Below are 16,924 nucleotides of genomic sequence, written 5' to 3' on the forward strand. Positions count from 1 at the left end.
TAATTTAGTTTTTATTAGTATAAGAAGAACATCATAAAAAACATTTAAACAATTTCAAATATCTTTATCTGCTTTCAATTCCAACTCTCCTCTCATAATTTTCAAAGATCTAAGAACAACCTCAATGGTTGTTCTTAGATCTTTCTGGCATAATAATCAGCGGCTCTACAGTCTTGCTCAGCTTTTTGTTTAACCTCTCCAGCTTTTTTCCAAGCGTCAATCTTTTCAGCATCAAAAATTCTATTATCCTTATTATCTTCAACGGATACAGATTTATTAATTTGCTCAAGATCAGAAATAGCTTGATCCAAAACCTTATCAGCTCTATTATACTCTTCAATAGATTTAGTCCAAATATCATAAAATTTACCAACCATATCTCCAGCCGCAAAGGACATTTTATAAAGATTTGACAGAGTCTTTTCATTATATCCACACCACCATTGCAATTTTTTAAATTCATTATCAAAATTTTCCAAAGAAGGCATATTAAAACCAATTTCATCTTTTTTCTCATTTTGAACTTCAAAAATTATATCCTCTTGATGCTGATAAGCTTGTTCGTATGCTTAAAGCACGTGAGCATTCAATGAGTTTTAGGATGGCAGAATAACTTGATACAAATATTTTAAGATAATCGTAAAAATCACTTGACTTTTTTTGAAATTATGTATGTATATAATATTATTTGTAACACAGCAAGACAATTTATTATCCTTACTGTGTTACACTATGAATAAAGTCAGTAGCTTTTGTTATTGACTTTATTCTTTTATAAAGAATCCCTTCTTCTTAATTGAATATACTTATATGTTATAATTAATTAGAATATAAAGAATTAAAGTATAAAAAATTAATAGAGGTTTTATATATGAGTGTTGAAGTAAAAGAACGAGTAAATGATGAAGATATAGCTAAGAGCGCAGTTAGACCGGAGAGAGTTAAGAAGGGTTATCATAGTGTTACGTTTGATGGTCATATTATTAGTTATTATGTTCTTGAAGAAAAGTTTGATATTTTTCAAGATAGGATGTTGGATAATTTTCATTATTTAGATGACAAGATCAATATATTTAGGAATGAGTTAAATGAAAAGATAGAAACTGTTAAGAATGATTTAAATGAAAGGATAGATGGGGTAGAGACTAGATTAAATGAAAAGATAGAAACTGTTAAGAATGATTTAAATGAAAAGATAGATGGAGTAGAGACTAGATTAAATGAAAAGATAAATAAACTTGATGAAAAGATAGATGGAGTAGAGACTAGACTAAATGAAAAGATAAATAGACTTGATGCCAGAGTAGATAAACTTGATGCTAGGATAGATAAACTTGATGAAAAGATAGAGGTTGTTAAAACTGATTTAGTACAAATCAATTCTCGATTGACTTTGATTGAGAGCAAGTTAGGATTTAAGGGTCAGTTAGTTTCATCTTTAACAGTTGTTGCTGCACTTGCTGCGTCATATTTTGTAGCACAGTTATTTGTGTCTTTAGGAAAATATTTAGGAATTTCTTAGTAGAGACAGCAATTTGTATTTCATTACAGTTTGAGTATTTCATTACAGTTTGAGTATTTCATTACAGTTTGAGTATTTCATTACAGTTTGAGTATTTCATTACAGTTTGAGTATTTCATTACAGTTTGAGTATTTCATTACAGTTTGGTAATATAGTTAGGGTAGAGGGGCTTTTATGATAGGTAAAAACAATAAAAAAGATATTAATGTTGAGTTTAGTATTCGAGATTCCCTGAGATTTAATGTTGAATTTTTTATTCGTAACATTTGGTTGATAATGTTTGCTCTGTTCTTATTTTTCTTCAATGTGTTACATTCTCATAGAGGAATTTCAAGTTATAATGTTAGTAGTAATTCTAGCTTATATTTTACACTACCATTTACAATAGTCATTATAATGGTACCATCTTCAATATTGTTGTATTTTTTGTACTTGCTAAGGAAGCGTGTGGTTGAAGGTATGTTTAAGGTTTCAGTGTTTGCGTGCTTAGAGAGGGTAGCAATATTTGTATTATTAGTAATAGGACTTGTAACACAGTCTGTAAGTTCATGGATGAGTTTTGAGAGTTTCTTTAGCTTGATGTTTGAAGATACTATTAAGGATACTGTTGTAAGTATTAAAAAAAGTCAAAGAGAAAAAGAAGAAGGTCTTCGTAAGCTACTCTTTAATAAAGAGCGAATAATTGAAGGTGAAATAGCTAGTATTGATGTTAAGATAAAGAATAATAATGATCGTATAGAATTTGCCAAGAATAAACATTTGAGCTTAGACTATACATATAAAACTATGAAACAAGATTACATGATAGAAATTGAGAATGCAAGCAAAGAGAATAAGATTTTGTTTAATCAAAGGGATGAGCATTTACAATCTTTAAGGGATTTGCGTTTTAAACTTGGTAATTTGATTGAAACAACAGCTATAAATAATAATCGCATTAAAGCGGCTAATGTTTTAAATGGGACGTCTGTTGTTATTGCTAGGAATGATTATCTTAATATAATTTTTGTTTATTCACTACTATCATTGTCTGTGTGTCTAGATATATTTTTAGCAATGGTATTTTGTATAATACAGAATGCTTATCATAAGTTTTATGAACAAAAGTTATTACACTCTGTTCCATTACCTACAAGAAGTAAGGTTAAAAAGATACAATGTAGTCGCATTCCTAGTGTAGGAAAGAATAAAAAAACGTCTAACAGTGTTGATGAATCACTTGAATTTATTGCATCTAATTTAGAATATGATAATCGTACCATAAAGTCTTTGAGGGATATTAAGAAAGATACGAATTTATCGTATTATAGAATAAGGAATTATTTATCGGACTTAATGAATAGAGGTTTGGTTATAAAAGAGAAACAAAGATTGGTTCTTAATGTTGATGATGTGCTGAATAATAATTAAAAGTTATAATAAATTATAAAAAAAAGGAGAATTTTAATGGTAAAAGTAAGTATGATGTTTTTTATTGTGTTTGTAATGTGTTGTGGTCACAATTCAAAAACAAGAGAAGAGGGAAGTTTAGCTCAAAAATTGTTTGGAGCTAAGTCAAATAAAATGGTCCCTCCTCCTAGTGGTGTCGTTACTCCTCCTGAGGATGTTGACCCTCCTGAGGATGTTGACCCTCCTGAGGATGTTGACCCTCCTGAGGATGTTGACCCTCCTGAGGATGTTGACCCTCCTGAGGATGTTGACCCTCCTTCAAGTGAACAAGATGACATAATTGTTAAGCCAATAGATTTCGATTTATGTTTAGGTAATCTAGAAAAAAAACAAGAAGCAACAACTAGAAAGAAAGCTTTAAAACAATTTCATAAAGCAAGAGAAGAGCTTTATGAATATGACCATCTTGTTAAACGTTATGAACCTGTTAATAAAGGAGGAAAAGATTTTCCGTCTTTGGTCTTTAATTATATATTTGACGTAAGAGAATGGAACTATACTTCCAATTCAGAAGTTTTTTATGCATCTATGAAGCATAGTCCTGATCTTATTTATGCTTTAGCATTTGCAATATATACAATGAGCCCCCCCCTTCGTAGTGTTTCCGAGTCTGACTATCGTAGTATAGATGCATCAGAGAAGAGAAGTCGATATGGGCCTGTTATTAAAAATTTATTGAATATGTTAGTCAGAATGTCAAGTTCTACTTTCGGTCCCTTAAGGAAAAATTTTGACCCAATACATCGCCATATTTTTAACAAGTATTCTACTATGGAAGAACTTATAAATCTTACTCAGAAAGTAAGTGAATATAATATCGTGATAGGTTGTGCATCGTATAAGATTATTGATGCTCTGGGAGTTTTTCGTTTGTCTAAAGAAAAAATGACAGCAGAAAGATTTTACAATGTATTTAATAGACTGATCAATAGTAAAAATAGTAATGATGCAATTATAGAGGTTGAAAAAAGAGGAATAGAGATTCGTGATTTATTGTACAATATATTCGATAGAGGGAAAAAACTCGAAGAGAAAGAAGAAAGAAAAAGAATAGAGGAAAGAAGAAAGAAAAGAATAGAGGAAAGAAGAAAGAAAAGAATAGAGGAAAAAAGAAAGAAAGGAATAGAAGAAGAAGAAGAAGATGATGATGATGATGAAGATGATGATGATGATGACGATGATGATGATGACGATGATGATGATGACGATGATGATGATGACGATGATGATGATGACGATGATGATGATGACGATGATGATGATGACGATGATGATGATGATGATGATGATGATGATGAATAAACAGAAAGAATGGGAAGTAGTAGCAATCAAGGATTTAATGAATAGAGGTTTTGTTATAAATGTCTTATAACAAAATGAGTAGCATGGTAAGAGAATGATTAACTTTTTATATGTTATAATATGGATATTATGAAAATGTTGAGCATTTTTTTGGGAAGGTAAGGTATTTATGAAACAAGTATTAATTTTAATGTTATTTTTTGTTTGTATTGTTGTTAGTTTTGCCCAAAGTTATGATGAGATGGCTTCTGATACTGTAGCTACTGAAGGTAATATGGATAACAAGTTGTTGATTTATGAACTTCATAAACAAAATACTTTAGTGCCTTTTTTATTGAATTTTTTTGTGGGTTTTGGTACAGGTTCATTCATGCAAGGAAATCTTACTGGTGGATTACTGATTTTAGGATTTGATATATTGGGTGTAGGTTTGATTAGTGGTGGTATATATTCTCTTTCTCAATATAAAGGTATTGAAACACCAACGTTTGCATTATCTTTGGTGTCTTTAGGTGGAATTACTTTATTTATAACACGAATTGTTGAGATAATAAGTCCCTTTACATATGCGTCTAGTTATAATAGGAAACTTCGAGAAAAATTGGGTATATCTTTGGGAGGATTTAAGCCCCAATTTGAAGTAAATTTCAACGAAAATGCTGGTTTGTCGTTTGAACTTGCTTTTACTAAGAAGTATTGATGATAAAATGTAAAATAAAATTTGAGTATAGTTTTAATATGTTTACTTACGGTTACCTTATTACAAGGTAACCGTATTGAATATGTAATTCTTAAATTTTTGTTGAAATTATGCTTTACTTTTATAAAGTTGCAATATAATGACATATTATGATCCTTATACATCAATTAAATGAAAGATATATTATGGGACGCAAGGTAAGTTTATTATCAATAGTGTTTTTAGTTTTATTTATTACAAGTTGTAATCATGGTGAAAGTTTAAGAAATATTATCAGTAAGATTAGTAGTGATGGTTTGTTGAGGATAATATTGGTAGCGTTCCCTTCAATAGAGATGGTAATAAGGTTTTGGAGCAAGATTTTGAACTTGATGAAATTAAGGAAGAAAATGTTAATGAGCATCTAAAACATCACCATTGAAATTGTAATTATTAATAATTACTTGTCCCTTCCCATTGCCCTCGCTCTTTTGTATTTTATTAATTTCTTCTGCAATAATTCTCGCCTCAAGATTACGCAAATTTTCATCAATTGGGGCTGGTGCTACTCTTATAAGCTCGCTCTGTCCCATCTCACTAGTCATAAGTCCTGCACCAGGCATATACGTAGGCTTTGTTGTCATAAAATGAGCTCCCTTGCGTGCAAACTTTATCTCTTGCACAGATCTTGCGGATCTCACCTTAGCTATTCTCGTCAAAATTTCATCTAATAATCCTTGAGCACTCTTTAAATCACTATCGCGATTCCAATACCAATTATACGCTTTTACCTTCTCAATTTCTGCCTGAGCCTTAATTCGCTCCCCTTCTAAACTCTGAAGTTTAAGATGACGCTCCACTTCAACCTTTTTAGAATCTTCTGCCCCAGTTATTGCTCCACTCTCTTGTTGTCTTTTAGTTTTATACTCACTCTCTACTTGTGCAATCCGGTTTTGAAACTCTTTTGAAACTCTTCACCAGATATTTGTCCCTTACTTTGTGCTTGTTTTAAGAACTAAATCTCTTTACTATATTGGTCATCAAGTTCTCCTAACTTATCTTTTTTCGCATTGCAATCTCACGATCAAACCCTTCTTCAATACAAGCAAGTCCAACCTCACTCTGTTTAGCTAGCTCCTCTAAATCCTTGTCACGACGCTCTTCAATCTCTTTAATTCTCTGCTTTTCAAATCCTTTAAAAATACCTACAGTAAAACTTAGAGCAGCTGAAGCCATTGCTCCCCAAGGGCCCGTACTTGCTAGCATGTCTTTTGATACATCAAATAATGACTGAGTAAGGGTATCTGCACCCTTGCCTGCTACAACGCCTTTTCCTAAATCTTCAGTAACAATTTTATTTACAATACCTACAACACTTTCAAAAAGTAAACTAACTAAACTCTCAGCCATCTTTTCTGTTTGACTTACAATTTGAATCAAAGTATTTCTGTTTGACTCATTAAGTCTCTCAAACTCTCCCTTATGTGACTCTACAAAATAATGGTAAAGTTTATTAATCTCAGTTTGCATCTCAGCACTAGCTTTTTCTCTCTCAGCTAACGGACTCATCATTACTTCAAACTGCATTGAAGTCACCTTTTGTTGCAAAGCTTTATGTGCCTCTACAAATGCCCTGTCAGTAGCTGTCTTACCAAATTCATTAACCCCTTTCTGAAGTGACGTTAGCAAATTCTTATTTGATTCATTAAGAGACTTAAAACTCGATAAATACTTATTAACAAATGCTTTTTGCTTTTCATTAATAGTACTAGCAAGTTCCCTCATTGCTTCCTCTTGAGATTCATACGGAAGCATCAAAATCTCTCTATTAAGTCTTGCTATTTCATTTTGCAAATCCTTGTGTTCATTTACAAAACCAAAATTAGCCTTCGCAAAATTATTAACATCTCTCTCAACATTAGCAAGTGTTTTCTGATTCTCATCAGTTAACCAGTCAAAACTTGCTTGCACCATACTTAGCAATAAATGCCTTATTTTTAGCATTAATTATAGATTTTAAGCGACGGATAGCCTTTTCTTGATCCTTTAAAAAGGCTTTAGTGCAACTTCTCTTTGCATTTTGAAAATCTGATTTTGCAAATCCGAATAGTCTGAAATCATTTGTTTATTGAAATTATCTTTATCAATTTTATCTTGGTTCTTAAGTCTCTCCTCTACAGACCTTTTACCATCAAAAGGAGCTTTTAAAGGATCTTCTTTGCTTAGACCTAAAATTTTAGACACTTTATCCCAAATATTACTTGCCAAATTTGCAACTTTTTCAAAAAGCTTGACAATTGGATCAAATGCAACTTTAAATCCTTCAACAAATTTACCACCAACATAGGATACAAGCTCTTTAAGCCTACCAAAGAGATCCATTACTGATGAGATAATATTCTTTATAGGCGTTACAATTCCTAAAAGTAACCCTTGTTTTATCTTCTCAAAACCTATCATAAGAGGCTCAAGTGCCTGCCCAAGTTCTAAAAAGAGTTTTTCACTCATTTTAGATGTTTGAAGCTGGGCATCTGCTAAAATTTTTGCTTCACGAGCAGTATTTTTGTAAAATTTACCACCCTCACTTGTAGCCTTTTTTAAGGCACCGCTTAATTCTTCAAATCCAAGTTTACCCTCACTTGCCATTTCAAATAAAGATTCACCTGCCACTCCTGCCTATTCTGCTAAAATACCAGTAATATCAATTCCAGCATCACGAAGGGACTCAAGGTCCTCTAATGTAATCCTATTGATAGCCTCTACTTTAAAGTACACTTCAGCCAATTTCTCAAGCCCTTCGCTACTACCTCCTGCAGCCCCTCCAAACATACGCATTCGCTCACTAACTTCAGAAGCAGTTGCTCCATAAGCAAGCATGGTTTTAGTTGCATTATTTATAGCCTCCCCAGTAAACAACGTCTCTTCACCAAACAACCTCATATCATCAGCTAAGGCTTTCCCAATGCCAGCATTACCCAACATATTAGAAAAGACACTAACCTCTTCATTAAATGAAGCCAAACAGTCTAGAGACCCTGTAAATATTCCCGAAATAGTTGAACCTATCTTTTCAACCGCTTTATAATTAATGTTATTGGTAACACACTACTTACAACTCCACCTAAAGCCTCCTCCACCCCTTGAGCCAACCCTTTTACATTAATTAAACTTTTACCAAGACCTTGAAAGGTGCTACTTAGAGTCTTGATGTTTTTAGTTTTATCGCCAACACCTTTAATTGAGTCAGCAAGATCTTTGAAATTCTTTTTCATATCCTTCATATTTGAAATCAAAGCATCATAAACCGTATTAACACCAGCTCAGGCCTTAGTTACATTATCTAATTTTGATTTCAAATCATTTAGATTTTCAAATCCTTGCTCTGCTATTCTTTTAAGTGCACCAAATATCGCGTCTAATTTATCATCATTACTAGTAGTAATTGACAAAGGAATTATAATCTCATCAAGCGTCATTTGCCTATGCTCTCACTTTCAAGTTTTTTGATATAAAGATTAAGTTCACTCAAAACAAGTACAAACCAGTAATTTTGATTATAAAGTCCCCCTTCCCGTGGAAGACTCCCAACACTTCTTGCAAGCAGTGCCTGATTTATAAGGTGTGCTAAGGCATCTTCATTGTGCTTAATCCAACTCATTTCAATCTTCATATCTTTTATAAACCTTGAATTTATTTTATCTACATACCTTAAGACTTGCTCGTAGTGGTCCCGTTTGATGATATAGTGCAGGGCAAACTCGACTTTTTTGAAGCCACCCTCCACTTTTAAGGAGATTGTAGTTTTATGATTATTAATGTTAATTTGTCAGGTTGTATTGAGTTGCCTTATATTCCAGATTATATAAGAAGAAAAGGTAATGCAACTAATACTGTTAATGAGAAGGGTAGTGATAAAGCATTTGTCATACTTGAAGGTATAAATTATGGATTTATTGAAGGAATTAAGGTTATTCAAATTGAACTACTTCAGAAATTAACAAATAACTCTGGCAAAGAAATTGATCCTAGAGTAGCTTTGGACGTAACAAATCGACAGATGGAATTTGTAAAAAAAATTTGGAGAGATAATGTTGTAGGCTTTAGAGGATTATTTGATCAGAGTGGTAGTCTTGTAACTAAAGAAATGGTTGAAAGAGATATTGTACTTTTACAAGATATGCTATCAAACTTAGCAGTTGAGATTAACAATATATCTGATACCTTAATTAGATTTCAAAAAATTTAGCATCTTTAATACAGTCATAAGACAGTGGGATTAACGGTTTTGAAAGCATTAATTCACATTTCAGGTCAATTTTTTTCTGATTTGACAAATCCTGACTTGGACTAAAGGTCGCAATTTGTCCTTCTGCAACCATGAATTTAGTTCGTTGGTTTTCACTTTGAACCTGATTTACAAAAAGCACAAAAAATTCATAATTGCGAGGCAATACTCGCTTCCCAATCTCATACTTATCACTATCAGACTTACTTATAATGTCTCTTGTTACAAAATGCGAACGCTCTATATAAGTCTCAAGTAACTCTTCTTTATTATCAACCGTTTCCTTAACAGAATACCCTGAAAACTCAACTGTTTGTTCTGGTATCTTACCAATAGCTGATATTGAACCACATGTTTCACAGTAAAGCTAATACTTTTAGTGGAGTTAAACACCTCTCTGTTGAAAAATTTTTCTAAAACACCTTTGAATAATGACCGAGGTCCCTCACTTAAGATCACATATACATCTTCTTTCCTAAAGAATAGGAAATCCAAAAATTCATCTGAAAGGCCATTTGCTTCAAATTTAAAGCTACTTGATGCAGTCTTTAGTGTAGGGTCTCTACAATTTTAAGCTCTAAAGACACACTAGATATATCAGTGTAAGGGGTTAGATCAAAAAATTGACCTTCATCGGTAAAAAAGACAATACTTAGCTCGCAAAACCCTGGATGTTCTTCCTCTTCTTGAATACCTTCGGCTTGAATATCTTCAGAATTAGATTCAACTTCAAAGTCAGTATGATCGCTAGAGATTAGCTCTACATTAACCATTCTAGAAGGCTCACTAATATCTAGAGAAGACAAATGAACAGAAGGGGAGGGGATATCTTTAAGACGATCTACATCTACCACCTCTCCTTCTGTTTCTGTTAAATCTTTCTCAACTTTATCTTCTTGTTGCAAACTTAAATCTCCCTTGCCTACCCTATTCCTGTAAGGACACTTGAGTATACCTACGGTATACATCAATAGCAATGGGTTTAACTGAGGCTATGTAGCGCTTATAATAAGCCATTCTTACCTTAATACCCTCTTCTCCAATACCACCCTTAAATGTGGGGTCAAATTTTTCAAATAATGGAAATTTATGGTGTTTATAGCAAGCATTAACATAACTCTTAGCATCAATAAGCCATGCACTCAGACTTAATGCATATTCAAATAATGAAGCTTCATCACGAGCCAAGCTTATAGGGTCTTCTTTACCAGTTAAGGTAGGTTCATTTGGAAGACTTGCAATTCCTCTGCAAGAGAATACTAAAAATAACAAACATAAAGATAACAAATAATTATTTAAAAAATTAAATTTAAACTTCATAACAACCTACTAGTCCTTTAATTCCATCCTATCTAATGCTTCCTTAGCTACTTGACCTCTAAGCTCAACAAGCTTATCATATTCATCCCAATTCTCACCATTCTCCAAAACCCTGCAAGCATCAATTGCTAGGTCAATCGCACCTCTTAGCCTTGAATTTATGATCTCAAAAACACGTCTGTTTTCATTACTTTTTGCAATCTCATCTTTTATAGAATAGATAAAATTCAAAATTGAACTTGTAAGTGTCATACCCTCACGTGCAAGTTCAACCTTAGATTCTCCTACAACAGCACCAAATTCTTGTAATAGAAAATCTTTTGCCATTACTGCATCAAAAAGTTTATTTACATTTTTTACTACATTCAAAATAAAACCTCCAAAATATCTTTTTTACTACTTACACATTTCTAAACTGCTCACTATAGAGGGTAAGTCTTCGCCTAATATCAAAACTAAGAGACGAATCAACAAGCTTAAATACCCTTAAGGACTCAAGTACACCATTACTTACAGCCTTAGAACTGCCAAGTGAGTCCCAAATAACAGAACTTAAATCATTATCAAGAATTACAAAATGGTATAAACCACGCTCACTCTCTCTGTATTTGCCAACTAAAATATCACAATTACCAGGGTTATAATGAGTAGGGGAACAATGGACATTCAGATAATGAATATCGTCACCAACCCCAAGATGCTTAAATATTAAATTTGGGTCAAGTACGTATGAATTGACATCCTTCAAACAACCAGTAGCTGCAAGGCTCCTAAAGAATAAATTGACTTCAAACTTATCGAAATATTTCTCAACTTTATCTTTGATTTCTTTAACTACAAATGCAATAAGCAAAATGCATAAAAAATAACATCCAAATTTACAAATAGCAACGTTTTGGTCTTTGAAATTATATTGAAAAGGAACTACTAACCTATGCTTTTCTATTTCTCTTATTTTTTCACAAACTTGATAAGATGAATCTTCTAAAGACACGGCACCTTCAAGCAATTCTGATTTATGCTTTTTAATAAAGTAATCTTTCAAAGCTTTGTATGCAAAATCATAAAGAACCATAAAAATTTTACTTCTCATAACCCCCCTCTTCAAAAATGTTTCAATAAATCGAAACATTTATCTAATTCTTCCCTAAATGCATTTTTAATTTTAAATCCCTCTTCAAGTAACAGACTCTCTAAATCCCATCATCTCTTTTTTCAAATCAGATAAAAATCCTTTCAAGGCATAGGTTCCAACTCCAGACACACAAATCATTAATACTGCTGCAATAGTTCCAATAATATTAATCTGTCTCTTAATCCCACTAGACACTTGAAATAATCTCCTTTCAGTCTTTAATGATAAACAAAAATACTTCACCTCTACCAACCTACTTAATTAAAGCTAACAAAAGCAAAGTAGCTCTTGCTTCATATACATGAGAAAATCTAAATATGAAATTGAAATCATGAATTTTTAAATTCAAAATTCAAAATCCCTAAATAAACTATATAAAAAAAATATTTTAATATTAAATATTATTATATAATAATTTAAAGAAAAATAAATATAAATCAAACTGAAATTCATTATAATTTGGCTTTTATATAGAAAAAATAAAAAATTATTAAATTATAAAAAATTCATTCTTTATAAAAAATTAATAATTATGACAATATTGTTATAAAATTTGCTTAACTTTAAAATAACAATTATAATATGAGCATAAAAAAATAAAAATGAGGAAACCTAAAATATGAAAATAGTAAACAAAATTAGACTTTATAAAGTTAAAGAAGCAATAGAAATACTAGAGGAAAAATATCAATACAAAATAACGAAGCAAAACCTTTGCACAAAAGCAGCAAAATTAAACGCATATGTTACATATAATGGTATTAGATATCTTCCAGAAGAAGTGTTTCCCAATTTAACCATAAATTTAAAATTTAAAGAAACAAAAATGGCTACTGAAATAATTATCGATAAAAAAATACAAAGAATAAAACCAATTATACGTGCATACGAAGAAAAATATCCAGTACCATCGATTAAGCCGATCACAGAGCTAAAGAGCCAAAATACAAATACACAATCAATTATACACGCAGTTATACAATTACAACAAGAAATCGCAAAACTTAAGCAAAAGGTACAAGAAAAAGAAAAAGAAATTCAATAATGAAACAAATATACAAAAACACTACACAAAATATAAGAAACAAATATTTTTTATATCAGTCTATAAATATTAGAAATTCTTGTTGAAAATAATTCAATCAAAAAAACAAATATTTTTGATACCAATCTATAAATATCAAAAAAAATATTTGTTTTTATAAAATATAAAAAAATTTTTATTGAAAATAATTCGATATTATTCTAAAATAAATATTGATGATAACAAATAATAAGTTTTTTTATTATATAACTAGTAATTTTACAAAAATTATTTCTAAAATGTGGGAAGCGAAAGAAGTGGTATATAAAAAAATCACTTTGACGCACAACCTAGTCAAAAGTGATTTTTTTATATATAATAAAAAAACCTCAATCCAAAGCTTCAAAAGAAAATCCAACTTTGGATTAAAGAGATAATGTATGAACATTATAACAAAAGAAACAAAAAAATTCAAATCACAAGACAAAATAAAATTAATACTAAATAACCTTATAGAAACAAATAAAGATAAAACATCCCCTGATACTAAAGCAATCTGTGTATCACAAGTTAAATCGCTAATAACTCGGACATTAAACAAATACGATAGACTGATTAAAATTTATTGGATCATAAATGCAAAGAATAAAAACTACAAGAAATCAAGTGGAATTGAAGAATATTCAGCAAGGGATATTTACAATATTGTAAGTAAATTATTAGAAAATGACGGGTATAAAAAAGTATGTAGACGAACATTTGAAAGAGACCTCAAACTTCTAAATGAAAGTGGGTTAATAAAATCTAAAATTAGAAAGTTTGGAAAAAATAAGGGAAGCATTTCTCACTATGTACAAAATATGGAACTTGATCACATACACAAAGAAATAATTTTAGAATATCTTAAAGAAGAGCTTAAAGAAAAGTTAAAGGACAAAAGAATTGTTGGTGATTTCGATCAAGACTATAAAAATACAACATTTAATTACACAAAGCTTGAAAGGTTAAACATACTCTCTAAGTTAAGACAACATAATAATATAAGCCAAATGTCGCATGTAGTGGAATCGGCTGTATTTAATAAAGCTAATATAAGCTATATAAATAATAAGAATTCTAAAGAAATGCTTCTAAGAAAAACTGTTACCGTTAAACCAAGAAAGTGCAAATTCAAAAGGAATGACGTAGAGATACGGCTTGTATCCAAACATAAAATCGATAAAAGATACCTAACCCGAGTAAAAGAGTGCAGTAATAACGACTCGACTTACATAAATGCACTGATCAATCTAGAGAGAGCAATAATTGAATACGAGAGTGAATACAACATTGAAGATGTCTTAGAGCATTTCCTAAAACAGTTTAGCAATAGGTATAAATACAAGGTATGGATGATGATGAGGCGAAGCGATGGTATTATTAGTGATTATGAGCTTATATGGGAGGGGAGATTTAGGGATTGGTACCCAAATAAGTACAAGAGTAATTACAGGCCTAAAGAGACTTATGGAGGGCATATACAAGTTAAGCATAACGTATCAGTTGTTAAAGGGATACATGATAAACATTTAAGTCCTGAGGGAAGAGAGAAAATAGAGAAGCCATCCGAAGATAAACTAAGACTTGAGATAAAGAGAAGAGAAGAATATTTAAGTAAGTTGTTTGAACGTGAATCTAGAGAGAGAAAAGAGCGTTTAAGAAGAGCTCGTGAAGAGGATGCTTGTCTTAGAGAAAAAGCTAGGGCAAGTATGTTTGCTACTTTGGAGAAAAACAGGGTAGGGAATATGAGAGTTGACACGGAGAATAACATGAATAATTTAAAGCCCTATGAGAGAGCTTGTAGTCTATCAAGACCAATTGTGCTTAATAGTAATTTTGAAGGATTTAAGACTACTAAGGGTCTCTCTATATCTAATTTAGGGACTTTGGTTTCATCAGAAGAGGATAACCTGAAATTAGGTGAAAAAGGAGATATGCCATGAAATTTAGTTTAAAATATTTAGTAAGAAGGCTATACATCAAACGCCAGCTATACATCAAACGCCATAGGTTTTGGGAAATTTATATGAGCGATGAAGTACAGTCTAGAAAGAGCGATAAGAGTATAGTTAATTTTCCAATACTTAAGCCAGAAGATATTGACTGGGAATATGTATATGGATACGTTAAAGATTGGATAGGAGCAAAATATAGAGAGACCCTTGATATTACGATTTGGAAAATAGGCAATAATGATTATTATTGTGAAACTAAGCGAGGATCGTTGATGAATAATATATTGGATATGTTTTATGAAGATTATAAGGAAATCTTACTTAAAAAATTAAAACAAAGGGAAGTTGTTAATGTAACTGAGGATGTTGCTAATGACGTGAGTGTTTTAGAGGGAGAAGACGGCTTTGAAGGGAAAGAGAGTGGTAAGCAGGTTAAGGTGTCTAAAAAAGCTAACACTCTAAGTCCTTAGGGTAGTATCAATTTATGGACTTATTGCTTTTTAATTAAATTATACAATTATTTAAAGATAAGAGTTAATAAAATACCTATAGAGATGGTAATAATAGTACCAAACATCCAATTATGAAGTTTAAGTTTATTATCGAGGTCTTTAATATCAGATTTTAATTCAGTTCTGACGTTATCAATCTTGATGTTAAGATTATTTTCAACAGAATCAATCTTGGTGTTAAGATTGTTCTCAACAGAATCAATTTTGTTATCAAGTTCATTAAATTTAGTATCGAATTTATTATCAAGATCCTTAATGTCAGATTTTAATTCACTTTTGACGTTATCAATCTTATTGTCAAGCTCTCTAATATCAGATTTTAAAGTTGTCTCAACCCTTTGAATCTCAGCTTGTAAAAGAGCTTCGACTTTTTCGAGTTTAAGGTTAAAAGTAGTCTCTAAATACTCAATATCCTTGTGAGTAAGCTCATTTTTATAATATCTGTAAGATAAATCAACAGCGATATCTCTCTTGATACCGGCCTTGGTAAGCTCAGCGATGACCATTTGTTGAGTAATTATTGGTTGAGCAAGTTCCATAAAATCTCCTTATTTAATTATACAATATATAATTATAAAAATATATGAGAGAATAGTTTTTAAGGAAGGATAGGTAAGAAATTTTTTTCAGGATTTTATTACAATAGTACAGAATATACAATTTATATCTTATTAGCGATTTGTACATAGTTTGCTGCTAAGATGAACAAAGTTATTTTCTTTTATGTATTCTTTTTATGAGTTATCACAAAAATGTACATTGTTTTATTGCAAAAATATATGAGAAAATAGTTGTTTTTGAAATTTATTAGTAGGTTTATAAGGTATACCAAGTTGTTTGAGATGTAGATTAATATAAGATTTGAGAGTATGTAAGTTTTTGTTTAATGTTTGATCAAGGAAGAAAGATTCAACTAGTGAAGCGATAGTAGAGAGAGTTTTATTAGGATGGTTTTTAAATAGATCTAGGTTGTTTTTATTAAGTTTTGGTCTGTTAAAAGACTTAATATAGTTTATTCTTTCGTATAAATCTAGGATACAAGGTTTATTATCTAATAGGATATTGAGATGAGTATTATTGTAAGAGATATTATTGAAGGTAAATTTAGACTTAGCAATCAAAGAGTAGATAGAAATTATGTGTTTAGTAGTGATAGAGAAGTTGAATATATTTTTAGCAATGTAGTTAATTTTATATGCATGCATAGAGGATAAAATATTTTTATTTAAATTTTTAATGGAAGTAGCAATAACATTGGGCTTGAGTAGAGAATATTGTTGAAGCTGTAGACCATTACTTAATGTATAAGTAATAATATTGTTATTAAAAGTATAAAATATTTTAATACCAGTATCTTTTAAATGTGTTAAAGGTATACCGGAAGCCATGATATGCCAAATAAATTATGAATAGTACTAGAAGAGAGAATAAGATGATTACTAATTAAAATAAATTCATCAGGATTAATTTTATAAATAGGGATATAAGGGATATTATTAGTAAATAAATTTTTTAGAGAGAACATATGTATATATAAGTATAGTACTATTAATATAGAAAATAGGGAGGTAACTATATATTTTTTTAAAGCAACTATTGAGTTTTTTATGCAAACTATTAATTTTTAGTAGCAAACTTATGAGTTATATGTGGAAACTTATGATTTGTATAAATGGATAAATTCCTATACTATTAACAAAA

At 30.7% G+C, this 16,924-nt stretch carries 24 protein-coding genes; 9 read left to right on the forward strand and 15 right to left on the reverse strand.

Features of this window, described 5'->3' with window-relative positions:
* Positions 1-134 precede the first annotated feature (134 nt).
* Positions 135-488 (reverse strand): hypothetical protein, encoded by a 354-nt coding sequence (locus bvRMA01_RS05250; protein ID WP_247032641.1) that lies wholly within the window; start codon positions 486-488, stop codon positions 135-137.
* Positions 489-871: 383 nt separating this feature from the next.
* On the opposite strand from bvRMA01_RS05250, the gene bvRMA01_RS05255 reads away from it, so the two are divergent.
* The 4 genes from bvRMA01_RS05255 to bvRMA01_RS05270 all read left to right on the forward strand — a co-directional run bounded on the left by bvRMA01_RS05255 (position 872) and on the right by bvRMA01_RS05270 (position 4,974).
* Positions 872-1,522 carry an apolipoprotein A1/A4/E family protein gene (locus bvRMA01_RS05255; protein ID WP_247032642.1) on the forward strand — a complete coding sequence of 217 codons (651 nt, stop codon included), beginning with the start codon at positions 872-874 and terminating at the stop codon, positions 1,520-1,522.
* Between the two features lie 175 nt (positions 1,523-1,697).
* Positions 1,698-2,933, forward strand: coding sequence for a hypothetical protein (locus bvRMA01_RS05260; protein ID WP_247032644.1), 1,236 nt, complete (start codon positions 1,698-1,700; stop codon positions 2,931-2,933).
* A 36-nt stretch (positions 2,934-2,969) separates the two neighbouring features.
* Positions 2,970-4,274, forward strand: a complete 1,305-nt coding sequence (locus tag bvRMA01_RS05265; protein ID WP_247032646.1) for a hypothetical protein — start codon at positions 2,970-2,972, stop codon at positions 4,272-4,274.
* 169 nt (positions 4,275-4,443) lie between these two features.
* Positions 4,444-4,974 (forward strand): P13 family porin, encoded by a 531-nt coding sequence (locus tag bvRMA01_RS05270; RefSeq protein ID WP_247032648.1) that lies wholly within the window; start codon positions 4,444-4,446, stop codon positions 4,972-4,974.
* Positions 4,975-5,366: 392 nt separating this feature from the next.
* Here bvRMA01_RS05270 and bvRMA01_RS05275 read toward each other — a convergent pair whose 3' ends face one another.
* The 7 genes from bvRMA01_RS05275 to bvRMA01_RS05305 form a co-directional block, all read right to left on the reverse strand.
* The gene (locus bvRMA01_RS05275; protein WP_247032650.1) at positions 5,367-5,813 is read right to left on the reverse strand and encodes a hypothetical protein; all 447 of its coding nucleotides are present in this window, start codon (positions 5,811-5,813) and stop codon (positions 5,367-5,369) included.
* 190 nt (positions 5,814-6,003) lie between these two features.
* Positions 6,004-6,957: a cell division protein ZapA gene (locus tag bvRMA01_RS05280; protein ID WP_247032651.1), complete on the reverse strand. Its 954-nt coding sequence runs from the start codon at positions 6,955-6,957 to the stop codon at positions 6,004-6,006.
* A gap of 42 nt (positions 6,958-6,999) precedes the next feature.
* Positions 7,000-7,623 carry a hypothetical protein gene (locus bvRMA01_RS05285; RefSeq protein WP_247032652.1) on the reverse strand — a complete coding sequence of 208 codons (624 nt, stop codon included), beginning with the start codon at positions 7,621-7,623 and terminating at the stop codon, positions 7,000-7,002.
* A gap of 6 nt (positions 7,624-7,629) precedes the next feature.
* Entirely contained in the window at positions 7,630-7,974 is a 345-nt protein-coding gene (locus bvRMA01_RS05290; RefSeq protein WP_247032653.1) for a hypothetical protein, read from the reverse strand.
* A 41-nt stretch (positions 7,975-8,015) separates the two neighbouring features.
* Positions 8,016-8,225, reverse strand: coding sequence for a hypothetical protein (locus bvRMA01_RS05295; RefSeq protein ID WP_247032654.1), 210 nt, complete (start codon positions 8,223-8,225; stop codon positions 8,016-8,018).
* 48 nt (positions 8,226-8,273) lie between these two features.
* Complete coding sequence (locus bvRMA01_RS05300; protein WP_247032655.1) at positions 8,274-8,429, reverse strand: hypothetical protein; 156 nt, start codon at positions 8,427-8,429, stop codon at positions 8,274-8,276.
* The gene (locus tag bvRMA01_RS05305) at positions 8,426-8,737 is read right to left on the reverse strand and encodes a hypothetical protein (RefSeq protein WP_247032656.1); all 312 of its coding nucleotides are present in this window, start codon (positions 8,735-8,737) and stop codon (positions 8,426-8,428) included. Before bvRMA01_RS05305 ends, bvRMA01_RS05300 begins: the two co-directional genes overlap by 4 nt.
* Positions 8,738-8,758: 21 nt before the next feature.
* On the opposite strand from bvRMA01_RS05305, the gene bvRMA01_RS05310 reads away from it, so the two are divergent.
* A complete protein-coding gene (locus tag bvRMA01_RS05310; protein ID WP_247032657.1) occupies positions 8,759-9,199 on the forward strand; it encodes a hypothetical protein in 441 nt (146 codons plus the stop codon).
* Here bvRMA01_RS05310 and bvRMA01_RS05315 read toward each other — a convergent pair.
* From bvRMA01_RS05315 to bvRMA01_RS05340, 6 genes are all read right to left on the reverse strand, one after another.
* Positions 9,180-9,404 (reverse strand): hypothetical protein, encoded by a 225-nt coding sequence (locus bvRMA01_RS05315; protein ID WP_247032658.1) that lies wholly within the window; start codon positions 9,402-9,404, stop codon positions 9,180-9,182. The genes bvRMA01_RS05310 and bvRMA01_RS05315 overlap by 20 nt on opposite strands.
* 382 nt (positions 9,405-9,786) lie before the next feature.
* The gene (locus tag bvRMA01_RS06260; RefSeq protein ID WP_349643002.1) at positions 9,787-10,143 is read right to left on the reverse strand and encodes a hypothetical protein; all 357 of its coding nucleotides are present in this window, start codon (positions 10,141-10,143) and stop codon (positions 9,787-9,789) included.
* A gap of 22 nt (positions 10,144-10,165) precedes the next feature.
* On the reverse strand, positions 10,166-10,558 hold the full coding sequence (locus tag bvRMA01_RS05325; protein WP_247032660.1) for a BBA14 family lipoprotein: 393 nt from the start codon (positions 10,556-10,558) through the stop codon (positions 10,166-10,168).
* A 9-nt stretch (positions 10,559-10,567) separates the two neighbouring features.
* Entirely contained in the window at positions 10,568-10,927 is a 360-nt protein-coding gene (locus tag bvRMA01_RS05330; RefSeq protein ID WP_247032661.1) for a hypothetical protein, read from the reverse strand.
* A 31-nt stretch (positions 10,928-10,958) separates the two neighbouring features.
* Positions 10,959-11,651 carry a DUF261 family protein gene (locus bvRMA01_RS05335; RefSeq protein WP_247032663.1) on the reverse strand — a complete coding sequence of 231 codons (693 nt, stop codon included), beginning with the start codon at positions 11,649-11,651 and terminating at the stop codon, positions 10,959-10,961.
* Positions 11,652-11,735: 84 nt separating this feature from the next.
* A complete protein-coding gene (locus bvRMA01_RS05340; RefSeq protein WP_162884396.1) occupies positions 11,736-11,888 on the reverse strand; it encodes a hypothetical protein in 153 nt (50 codons plus the stop codon).
* 424 nt (positions 11,889-12,312) lie between these two features.
* Between bvRMA01_RS05340 and bvRMA01_RS05345 the strand changes: the two genes are divergently transcribed.
* The 3 genes from bvRMA01_RS05345 (at position 12,313) to bvRMA01_RS05355 (ending at position 15,181) form a co-directional block, all read left to right on the forward strand.
* Positions 12,313-12,738, forward strand: a complete 426-nt coding sequence (locus tag bvRMA01_RS05345) for a hypothetical protein (RefSeq protein ID WP_119024407.1) — start codon at positions 12,313-12,315, stop codon at positions 12,736-12,738.
* 419 nt (positions 12,739-13,157) lie between these two features.
* On the forward strand, positions 13,158-14,699 hold the full coding sequence (locus bvRMA01_RS05350) for a plasmid maintenance protein (protein ID WP_247032665.1): 1,542 nt from the start codon (positions 13,158-13,160) through the stop codon (positions 14,697-14,699).
* Positions 14,696-15,181, forward strand: coding sequence for a hypothetical protein (locus tag bvRMA01_RS05355; RefSeq protein ID WP_247032667.1), 486 nt, complete (start codon positions 14,696-14,698; stop codon positions 15,179-15,181). The genes bvRMA01_RS05350 and bvRMA01_RS05355 overlap by 4 nt, the downstream gene beginning before the upstream one ends.
* Positions 15,182-15,228: 47 nt before the next feature.
* On the opposite strand, the gene bdr is transcribed toward bvRMA01_RS05355, so the two are convergent.
* Positions 15,229-15,762: a Bdr family repetitive protein gene (bdr, locus tag bvRMA01_RS05360; RefSeq protein ID WP_247032669.1), complete on the reverse strand. Its 534-nt coding sequence runs from the start codon at positions 15,760-15,762 to the stop codon at positions 15,229-15,231.
* A gap of 528 nt (positions 15,763-16,290) precedes the next feature.
* Here bdr and bvRMA01_RS05365 point away from each other — a divergent pair.
* Positions 16,291-16,437 carry a hypothetical protein gene (locus tag bvRMA01_RS05365; protein WP_247032671.1) on the forward strand — a complete coding sequence of 49 codons (147 nt, stop codon included), beginning with the start codon at positions 16,291-16,293 and terminating at the stop codon, positions 16,435-16,437.
* The last annotated feature ends 487 nt before the right edge of the window (positions 16,438-16,924 follow it).

The organism is Borrelia venezuelensis, from assembly GCF_023035835.1.
GTDB classification, from domain to species: Bacteria; Spirochaetota; Spirochaetia; order Borreliales; family Borreliaceae; genus Borrelia; species Borrelia turicatae.

Coding starts and splice junctions, on each gene's coding strand:
- bvRMA01_RS05280 (WP_247032651.1), bottom strand. CDS start 6,957: ATGCTAAAAATAAGGCATTTATTGCTAAGTATGGTGCAAGCAAGTTTT.
- bvRMA01_RS05325 (WP_247032660.1), bottom strand. CDS start 10,558: ATGAAGTTTAAATTTAATTTTTTAAATAATTATTTGTTATCTTTATGT.
- bvRMA01_RS05260 (WP_247032644.1), top strand. CDS start 1,698: ATGATAGGTAAAAACAATAAAAAAGATATTAATGTTGAGTTTAGTATT.
- bvRMA01_RS05365 (WP_247032671.1), top strand. CDS start 16,291: ATGAGTATTATTGTAAGAGATATTATTGAAGGTAAATTTAGACTTAGC.
- bdr (WP_247032669.1), bottom strand. CDS start 15,762: ATGGAACTTGCTCAACCAATAATTACTCAACAAATGGTCATCGCTGAG.
- bvRMA01_RS05310 (WP_247032657.1), top strand. CDS start 8,759: ATGATTATTAATGTTAATTTGTCAGGTTGTATTGAGTTGCCTTATATT.
- bvRMA01_RS05270 (WP_247032648.1), top strand. CDS start 4,444: ATGAAACAAGTATTAATTTTAATGTTATTTTTTGTTTGTATTGTTGTT.
- bvRMA01_RS05295 (WP_247032654.1), bottom strand. CDS start 8,225: ATGAAAAAGAATTTCAAAGATCTTGCTGACTCAATTAAAGGTGTTGGC.
- bvRMA01_RS05250 (WP_247032641.1), bottom strand. CDS start 488: ATGCCTTCTTTGGAAAATTTTGATAATGAATTTAAAAAATTGCAATGG.
- bvRMA01_RS05255 (WP_247032642.1), top strand. CDS start 872: ATGAGTGTTGAAGTAAAAGAACGAGTAAATGATGAAGATATAGCTAAG.
- bvRMA01_RS05335 (WP_247032663.1), bottom strand. CDS start 11,651: ATGAGAAGTAAAATTTTTATGGTTCTTTATGATTTTGCATACAAAGCT.
- bvRMA01_RS05355 (WP_247032667.1), top strand. CDS start 14,696: ATGAAATTTAGTTTAAAATATTTAGTAAGAAGGCTATACATCAAACGC.
- bvRMA01_RS05350 (WP_247032665.1), top strand. CDS start 13,158: ATGAACATTATAACAAAAGAAACAAAAAAATTCAAATCACAAGACAAA.
- bvRMA01_RS05345 (WP_119024407.1), top strand. CDS start 12,313: ATGAAAATAGTAAACAAAATTAGACTTTATAAAGTTAAAGAAGCAATA.
- bvRMA01_RS05265 (WP_247032646.1), top strand. CDS start 2,970: ATGGTAAAAGTAAGTATGATGTTTTTTATTGTGTTTGTAATGTGTTGT.
- bvRMA01_RS05300 (WP_247032655.1), bottom strand. CDS start 8,429: ATGACGCTTGATGAGATTATAATTCCTTTGTCAATTACTACTAGTAAT.